The 8091-nt window shown below is 39.4% G+C and carries 11 protein-coding genes; 9 read left to right on the top strand and 2 right to left on the bottom strand.

Going from position 1 to position 8091, the window contains the following annotated elements; genetic code table 11:
* The 8 genes from BFU02S_RS17045 to BFU02S_RS17720 form a co-directional block, all read left to right on the top strand.
* Positions 1 to 913, top strand: a 913-nt coding sequence (locus BFU02S_RS17045; RefSeq protein ID WP_084361118.1) for a DUF7847 domain-containing protein, incomplete at its 5' end; no start/stop codon positions are given.
* Positions 914 to 924: 11 nt separating this feature from the next.
* Positions 925 to 1293 (top strand): hypothetical protein, encoded by a 369-nt coding sequence (locus tag BFU02S_RS17390; protein ID WP_235842070.1) that lies wholly within the window; start codon positions 925 to 927, stop codon positions 1291 to 1293.
* Positions 1294 to 1326: 33 nt separating this feature from the next.
* Positions 1327 to 1560 (top strand): DUF4129 domain-containing protein, encoded by a 234-nt coding sequence (locus BFU02S_RS17385; protein WP_268872907.1) that lies wholly within the window; start codon positions 1327 to 1329, stop codon positions 1558 to 1560.
* Positions 1560 to 2681, top strand: a complete 1122-nt coding sequence (locus BFU02S_RS13315) for a DUF4350 domain-containing protein (protein ID WP_235842069.1) — start codon at positions 1560 to 1562, stop codon at positions 2679 to 2681. Before BFU02S_RS17385 ends, BFU02S_RS13315 begins: the two co-directional genes overlap by 1 nt.
* Positions 2678 to 3607: an AAA family ATPase gene (locus tag BFU02S_RS13310; protein ID WP_066371526.1), complete on the top strand. Its 930-nt coding sequence runs from the start codon at positions 2678 to 2680 to the stop codon at positions 3605 to 3607. The genes BFU02S_RS13315 and BFU02S_RS13310 overlap by 4 nt, the downstream gene beginning before the upstream one ends.
* Positions 3558 to 3896: a hypothetical protein gene (locus tag BFU02S_RS17730; protein WP_369690700.1), complete on the top strand. Its 339-nt coding sequence runs from the start codon at positions 3558 to 3560 to the stop codon at positions 3894 to 3896. The genes BFU02S_RS13310 and BFU02S_RS17730 overlap by 50 nt, the downstream gene beginning before the upstream one ends.
* Before the next feature lie 54 nt (positions 3897 to 3950).
* Positions 3951 to 4145, top strand: coding sequence for a hypothetical protein (locus tag BFU02S_RS17725; RefSeq protein ID WP_369690699.1), 195 nt, complete (start codon positions 3951 to 3953; stop codon positions 4143 to 4145).
* A 3-nt stretch (positions 4146 to 4148) separates the two neighbouring features.
* A complete protein-coding gene (locus BFU02S_RS17720) occupies positions 4149 to 4895 on the top strand; it encodes a DUF58 domain-containing protein (protein ID WP_369690698.1) in 747 nt (248 codons plus the stop codon).
* Here the strand turns inward: BFU02S_RS17720 and BFU02S_RS13300 are convergent.
* Positions 4873 to 5796 carry a stage II sporulation protein M gene (locus tag BFU02S_RS13300; protein WP_369690697.1) on the bottom strand — a complete coding sequence of 308 codons (924 nt, stop codon included), beginning with the start codon at positions 5794 to 5796 and terminating at the stop codon, positions 4873 to 4875. The two genes, BFU02S_RS17720 and BFU02S_RS13300, sit on opposite strands and share 23 nt — an antisense overlap.
* 159 nt (positions 5797 to 5955) lie before the next feature.
* Here BFU02S_RS13300 and BFU02S_RS13295 point away from each other — a divergent pair, with 159 nt between their 5' ends.
* Positions 5956 to 6756, top strand: a complete 801-nt coding sequence (locus BFU02S_RS13295) for an RDD family protein (protein ID WP_066371519.1) — start codon at positions 5956 to 5958, stop codon at positions 6754 to 6756.
* 316 nt (positions 6757 to 7072) lie between these two features.
* On the opposite strand, the gene BFU02S_RS17110 is transcribed toward BFU02S_RS13295, so the two are convergent.
* Positions 7073 to 7381, bottom strand: a complete 309-nt coding sequence (locus BFU02S_RS17110) for a hypothetical protein (protein ID WP_176573004.1) — start codon at positions 7379 to 7381, stop codon at positions 7073 to 7075.
* Positions 7382 to 8091 lie beyond the last annotated feature (710 nt).

The raw sequence follows: 8091 nt of genomic DNA, 5'->3' as shown, positions 1-8091 counted from the left end.
TAAACCAAAAAGTTTTGGAGAGATTCTTGACCATACATTTAGTTTGAGCAAGAATCGGTTTAAAGATTTTTTCACTATTTTACTCATTTTTATGGGGCCGGTATTTTTACTCGAGGCGATCATTCAGTTAGTGTCCGGAACCAGTCTTTTCGTAGAAAAAGGATCCGGAAATAATTGGGTGGAACAGGCGCTTTCAAGTTTTGAAAAATCAAATACCATCGACTCCAGCTCTCTAAGTGAGGTGATTGGACCTCTTATTGCTACGGTGATTGCTGCATTACTAGGTGCGATTTTTTACCCAGTTGCAGAAGCTGCTATCTTACTGGCGATAAATCATATTCGGAAAAATGAAGAATATACGGTTAAATCTGTGATTAAACAGGCCTTTTCCCGTTATTGGCCTATTTTGGGCAGCACAATTTTATTTGGATTAATTGCCATCGGTGTGATGCTGGTACCGTTTATCGTTGTTTTTGTAGTTGGGGTGATTGGCTCAGCCATCAGCCCATTCGTAGGGATCCCGTTAGCCATCCTGTTTTTTCTTGGGGGTGCAGTTGGAATTGGCCTTCTTTTGACGCGCTGGAGTTTTTATTTTGGCTCGGTGGTCCTTGAGCGAGATGCACCTGGGCTTTCAAGAAGCTGGAAGATTACTAGAAAAAGAACTTGGATCACAATGGGGCTCTATATTGTGTTTTACTTAATTATTACATCGATCAGTTTTGCCGTGAAATCAACTTTTGCAGTTGTATTAGGAAATAGTGTACTGCTAAATATCATTGTTAATCTGACCAGTTTATTAACAACAGTATTTTTCTTGGTAGGCTATGCAGTCATGTATCTTGATTTAAAATTAAGACATGATGCTGATGATTTAAAAGAATTAATCGAAAACTATGATACTTCGACAATGTAAATGGTGATGATATGGAAGATGCGAACAAAGCACGTAATGAACTTCAATCCATTTTGAGTAGCCGGGAGTATCAAGTTTACTATCGTCCAAAGGGTTTTCTTGAAACTTGGTGGGAACATGCAACGGAATGGCTAGCACAAAAGCTCGCAAAGCTGTTTCCATCTATTGAGGCGGCTGGGAACGCAGCCGGCCCTATTTTAATCATCATGATAGCGGTTGTGATCATTCTAGTAGCATGGGTTTTGTTTTTAATTATACGCCACGGAAGACGAAATCGCATACTAAAAAATCAAAAACCGCTGCAATCCGTAAGTGAGATTCATTGGTCATCTCATAAGCATTTAGACGAAGCACTAAGACAGGAATCTCTGAATGAATAAAGCCTTTCTACCCGGCATTTATTTTTAGCCTTACTGCTCTATTTTCATGAAAAAAACTGGCTTGAGGCAAGAATTTGGAAAACGAATTGGGATTACTATGATGAACTTCGGAGAGTTGATCTGCAAGAAGCAGATCAATTTTACCGCCTAGCCCAAATTTTCGACGAAGTCACATATGGAGAACGAACAGTAAGCAAAGAGGAATATGTTCAGTTTAAACAGGAAGCAATGAAATGGCTTGGTGAAAGGAGGGAGAACAGTATTTGATGAAACTGCAATTTAAGGGAAACACATGGATTTGGCTCATTGTTCTCATCATCCTATTCTCCATATTCAGTTATGTATCTTTCACACCAAAACCTGAGCCCTATCCAAGTTATGTAACGGAGTCTCCTTCACCAACAGGGATAAAGGCCATTTACACCTATTTAAAAAAAGAAATGGATGTTTCCATTTGGGCAAAAACACCTGATCTGCTTCCTAAAAGCGGCGGTAAGCAAGTGCTGATCATGGTAGAACCGTCTATTCAGATGAAAGATGAAGAATGGCAAAAATATATCGCTTATATGGAAGCAGGTCACACCATTTTGCTATTTGCTGACAATCCGAATGGGATGTTAGACATAAAAACAAAATCGGCTAATGTTGGAAAAGCAAGTGAAATCTATGATAAGAATCATCAAGTTGTAAAAGGAAGGGTGGACAGCCAATACCGCTTGATCCCGGACATACAAGATCAAATTTTGCTTAGCGATTCAGCAGGGGTGATTGCATTAAAACGTTCCGTAGGAAAAGGACAGTTAGTCTCTGCAGTAACACCTGAATGGCTGACGAACGGTAACATTTTAAAAGACGATCACTTACCACTTGTTCTTCAATTGATAAAAGAAGGAAAAACGAAGACGTGTTTATTTGATGAATACATACACGGACAGCAAAGTGCTTCTGCTCTCGTTTATGTATACCCAAAATGGTTCCTGCTTTTCATCTTGCAAGGAATTCTCCTGGCGATTTTGTGGTTGTGGTCGAAAGGGAAACGTTTTGGACCGATATACATACCGAGGGAAGAATCGGTTCGGTTTAGTGATGAGGGAATTCAAGCTATTGCCGCATGGTATACAAGAGGCAGGCGTTATCATGACTCGCTTTCCATTCAAGCGGATTATGTAAAAATGCGATTACATGAGCGCATGTCGATCCCGTACAGCAGACAGTGGACGGAATTAGCTGATTATCTTAAACAAAAGCAGTTTCAAATGACGACTGATGAAATGAAGCGATTTTTAAATGGGCTCGCTGCAATCTTAAATAAAGAAAAAATAACCAAACAAGAATACCTTGTATGGTCTAGAAAACTCGAGCAACTGCTGAAAGAGGTTGAAGCATGAACACGGAAATCACATCCTTATTGGAAAAATATGAAGAACGCATTCTTGGACAAAGTTTAAATGTAAGATTATTAGTTTCAGCAGTTTTGGCCGGCGGACATGTCCTCCTGGAAGGGGTTCCTGGAACCGGCAAAACGCAAATGGTACGGACGCTTGCCGAACTTTTGGGAGGCAGCTTTAACCGGATTCAGTTTACCCCGGACCTTTTGCCAAGCGATATTACCGGCAGCACGATTTATAATTTAAAAGAAAGCCAGTTTCAAACGATTAAGGGTCCGATTTTTACCAACATTCTTTTAGCAGATGAAATTAACCGAACTCCGGCAAAGACACAGGCAGCCTTATTGGAAGCAATGGAAGAAAAACAAGTCACCATTCAAGGAGAAACGTATCATCTTCCTGACGTATTTTTCGTCGTGGCGACGCAAAATCCGATCGAATTTGAGGGCACCTATCCGCTTCCAGAAGCCCAGCAAGACAGATTCTTATTCAAATTGCATATTGATTTTCCTTCGTTTACGGATGAGAAGAATGTATTAAAAAGCGTAATAGAAAACAGCTTCACGGAAACTCCTGTTTCTAAGGTGTTAGATCTGCCATCATTTGCGGCCATCCGCAAAGAAATTGAACGCGTCACGGTCAGTGACAGTGTGTTAGACTATATCATGCAAATTGTCAGAAAAACGCGGGAAACGGAGTCTATCCGCTTTAGTGCCAGCACAAGGGCAGCCATTTCGATCGGCAAAGCAGCCAAAGCTTGGGCGTATCTGTCCGGTCGAGAATATGAGATACCGGATGATATTAAAGTGATAGCAAAACCGGCATTGCGGCATCGTATTCAGTTATCGCCGCACGTAGAATTGGAGGGAGCAGCGGTTGACCAAATCATCGAAGAGCTTGTGGGCTCGGTTCCTGTTCCAAGATAGAGGCATTGTACCAACGAAGCGATTATTGAAAGTATTTTTCGTTCTGTCGATACTATTAATCATTGGATCCATAAGGGAACTTTCCTGGACTACCATCATTACGATTAATATCGTGGTGTTGCTTGGATCCTTGTATGATCTGCGGCTTTCTCCTAAGAAAAATCAGCTTTTGATCAAACGGACTGCTTCAGCAGAAATGGAGAGGGAGATCGTCTATCAGTTCGACATCTCTATTGACAATCTTTCACGGCATTCTTTATCCTTTAGGCTGCTTGACGGCCTGCCGTAATCCTTTGAACGGCCATTTCCCGTAACTGGAGCAGTCCCGAAAGAATCCAATACAGTGGTCACCTATCAGACAAAGACATATGAAAGAGGAAAATATGACATCCAAAAGCTTTATATTCGCTATACAAGCCGGCTTGGCTTATGGGAAAAACAGCTAACGGTTGAATGGAGGGATTCGGTTAAAGTCATCCCTGATTTAACAGATACAAAACAATATTTAGCAAACGCTCAAGCATTTTTACTGTATTAAGGCGTGAAAATCCGCAAACAGCGTAGCGGTGCTGGCGATTTTGCCAAGGTCAGAAACTATGTAGTCGGTGATGATCCCCGTAAAATAAACTGGCGGCAAACGGCAAAATTGCAAGAAGTGATGACCAATGAATTCGAACCGGAGCACGGGAAATATATTACCATTCTCATCGACTGCGGTAGAATGATGGGAGCAGAACTAACCAAGGGAAAGCGCTTGGAAAAAGCGCTAGAAGCAGCACTGAAAAAAGGGGATTATGTCGCCGTGCTGGCTTTTTCAAAAGATATAAAAATATATGTTCCCCCCGCCAAAGGAATGGCACACCTTCAAACCATCTTAAAGTCTATCTACCATTTAAAAGTAGATGCGGTCGAATCGAATTATGCGGCGGTGCTGCAATATTTAGAAATGGTGCAAAAAAAGCGGAGCCTGCTATTATTGTTCAGCGATGTCCGTACTTTTCTTCATGAAGAAAATGCTCTTGTATATTTAAAGAAACTAAGAAAGCGACATTTATTTTTCATGATTGGTGTTGAAGATCAAACACTCTTAAAACGAATCTCTCTTATGCCGAATGATGTCAAGAACACGATGGTGAAAAGCATTGCAGAGCAGCAAATGCTGATAAAAAAGCGGGAGAAAGCAAAATGGGAGAGTCAGGGCCTCCAAATGATTGAGGCCCCTGAAGAAAAGTTGGCAGTTACTGCTGTATCACACTATATTGAGATTATGAATCAAAATCTTTTGTAATTTTCATTTTTGACATGTTCAATCTGCCGATTAACATGTATAGCACTAGCCCAATTACGGTTATTAGTGAGACGATATATTTGACAGCTAAAGGGATAGCGGCCGGTGTAATAAACCCTTCAATAATGCCGGCGATGACGAACAACGGAATGGTACCCAAGAGCAACTGCACAGAACGTTTCGCTTGATTCTTCAGTTGAAAGATCCGGGAATAGTTTCCCGGAACTAACAGCTTATAGCCCATGAGAAGTCCTGCACCGCCGGAGATAAAAATAGCAGTAAGCTCAATCATTCCATGCGGTACAATATATGCCCAAAACGCAAACGTCTTGCCATGGTGCCAGTAAAGGGCGGCAAGGGATCCGAGCATAATTCCATTGGTGACTAACAAATAGACGGTTAAGATCCCGAAAGTGATCCCGCCGGCAAAGGCGAATATCGCTACCCGAATATTGTTTGTCATGATCGTTGTTGACATCAATGAAGAATTTATTGCACCGCCGCCTTTTCCAAGCTGTTCAGGTGATACACCTTTTGCGACTTCCTGGGGGAGAAGGGAATAAATGTGCATCGGATCATTCAGCAAGGAAAAATAGCTCCCAACCGCGCCAATGGCAAATAAAATCATCGCAACAATAACAAATTTCCATTGTTCCAATAAAAGTCCAATAAATGTTGTCCCGAAAAACTGGCGGATTTGCTTGAAGCTGGATACCTGGTCTTTATAAAGAAGATTATGGACTTTTGAAACAAGTGCGTTTAAGTAGAAGGTTACTTCACTTTGCGGAAAGTAAGTTTGACTATAGGAAAGATTTTGTACGGCCTTCTGATACAGCCGATAAAAGTTCGTAATATCGTCTCCTGAAATCCTACTGCGGCGCTTACTTAAGACAGTAACCATTTGTTCAAGCTGTTTCCACTTTTCCGATGCTTTTTATTAAATTGCTTCAAATCGATTATGACACCTGCTTTAATAAGAATGTTTAACCTTATTATAGAATTTTTGTAGAAAAATAGGAACAGCTTTCAAAAAATTCAACCAGGAGAGTGAAGAATCTGCATGAATCAAGAAGAATTGGAGTTAAAAACTCCTGAATATGTCTCGCTAAACTTTCAGACAGCAGGGGTAGGGAGCAGAGCAGCAGCTTATTTGATTGACCAGCTGATTCTGTATATTATGGACATTATGATTATAATGGTTACCGTATTTACCAATTTGGGAATGTTTAAACTATCCAATATTAATGACCACGGATTGGCTATTGCAATTATGATTATTGTCCTATTTATCATAAATGGCGGTTACTTTTTTGCACTGGAATTTTTCTTTGGCGGCAGAACGATCGGAAAGAAATTACTTGGTATCCGGGTCATACAGGAAAATGGCCATAGTGTTACTCTGCTATCAAGTTTTATTCGGAATCTCCTCCGTATCATTGATGCTTTGCCAATATGTTATCTTCTGGGAATTTTCTTGATTTTTTTCCATCCTCGCCATAAGCGGCTCTGCGATCTTGCGGCAGGTACGATTGTGGTACACGAGCGGAAGGCAAAGCGGAAAAAGAAACTATCACCAATTGACAAGGAGATTCAATTAAGAGGAATTTCCAAGAGTGACTTGACTGTTGGGGAATGGGAACTGCGATCTTTCCAAGAAAAGGATTGGCAACTCATTAAGACCTACGCTGGCCGTTTGCTATCCTTGTCATCGACTGAAAGAAGTCAATTGACAAAACAAATTGCCGGGATTTTATTACCGAAAATCGGATTTGATCCTGCAGGTAAAACGGAACTTGAGTTAGAAAATACCCTTCTTGCCCTTTATGTCATTCTGAAAGAAGAATGGGAATTTGAAATATAAATGTCCTTAGTGGGATGGAAATTAATTCAATCTCTCTTTTGTTTGTATATGGTATGAAGTTTTATGATAAAATCATAAAATGTAGTATATTAGTGTTTATTGAAAAAAACGGACAATAATATCGAAAGGAGAATTGATCCGTGAAATTAGTGGTAAGGGCGATCATTGTCATTGATGTTCTTATACTTTTGGCTGTTATTGGCGGCGAAATGTTCTTTAGCATATAGAATGGGTACGGATAATTACAAAACTCCTTTGGTAAGCCGTAATCTAGAAATGCAGATTACGGCTTTTCATGAACTTTTTTCAATTTACATTATTGTAATTGATTTTGCTGCCCTTGTTGTTGTTGCTGCTGCCCTTGTTGACCGCCAGCTTGAAATTGCTGCTGCACCTGACCAATTACTTGGTTGATTTGATTTAATGTTTGCGTTGTTTGAGCATATTGAAGGCATTGGTTCAATGTTTGAATGGCTTGTTGAATAGATTGCTGTAATTGCTGGTCATTTTGTTGTAATTGCTGTTTTGCCTGATTAGAAAATTGTTGAATTTGCTGTAATAATTGATTTTGCTGTTGGTATTGCTGCCCCATTTGTTGCGTAGATTGCTGTTGTCCTTGCTGCAAGTTGCTAAGGAGCTTTGAAGATGATGTAATTGCTGTCTAAGATCACTAAATTCTTGTGCAATTTCAGTATCTACTGTCTTCTTTACTTCTTCTTCAATTTTTTTCTTCGTATTATGATCCATAAAATTGCCCTCCAACTTAAAAGTATCTTTAGACCCAACAAGGTCCAAAATAAAAGTTGCTCATTTTCAGCTGTAATATATCCGAAGTTCGAAACTAAATTTTGTATGAAAATTGCCAATCGATGTTCACAATAATGACACATTTCTTCATCTTTTTTTATTGATATTTCGACATAAAAAAAGAAGTATTTTGTCTAAATTTTCTACACTTTCACTCTATTTCACAAAATTTAAAGATATTATGTAAAAAATCGTTTGAAATAGTCGGATTTTTTCCGTTTTCCATCAACAATTTATTTGCTAAAATGAAAAACGTGGAAGAAATATTGTATAAAGCAGTAACTAATTGTAAGATACTAGGAAATAAAAGGCTCCTAGCAAAGAACCATACAGGAGGGCTTTATATGGTTTTCAAAGTTAGAATCTGGAGAAAGTTAACAAAGAACCAAAAAATCCAATTGCTTAAACAAAAAGCTCATTTATAATATATCTGCCAGGGCCCAAATTTAAGGGGCTCTTTTTATTTATCTTTGGTTATAAAGCAAATACTAAATACACCTTTTATTGTATCTTTGATGCAAGTATAAA

The organism is Neobacillus fumarioli NBRC 102428 (assembly GCF_001591485.1).
GTDB lineage: Bacteria > Bacillota > Bacilli > Bacillales > Cytobacillaceae > Neobacillus > Neobacillus fumarioli.
This window is presented reverse-complemented; position numbering and strand designations above follow the sequence as displayed.

Excerpts from the sequence above, each read along its gene's own strand:
- BFU02S_RS17390 (WP_235842070.1), top strand. The coding sequence starts at position 925 with ATGGAAGATGCGAACAAAGCACGTAATGAACTTCAATCCATTTTGAGT.
- BFU02S_RS13315 (WP_235842069.1), top strand. The coding sequence starts at position 1,560 with ATGAAACTGCAATTTAAGGGAAACACATGGATTTGGCTCATTGTTCTC.
- BFU02S_RS13310 (WP_066371526.1), top strand. The coding sequence starts at position 2,678 with ATGAACACGGAAATCACATCCTTATTGGAAAAATATGAAGAACGCATT.
- BFU02S_RS13300 (WP_369690697.1), bottom strand. The coding sequence starts at position 5,796 with ATGGTTACTGTCTTAAGTAAGCGCCGCAGTAGGATTTCAGGAGACGAT.
- BFU02S_RS13295 (WP_066371519.1), top strand. The coding sequence starts at position 5,956 with ATGAATCAAGAAGAATTGGAGTTAAAAACTCCTGAATATGTCTCGCTA.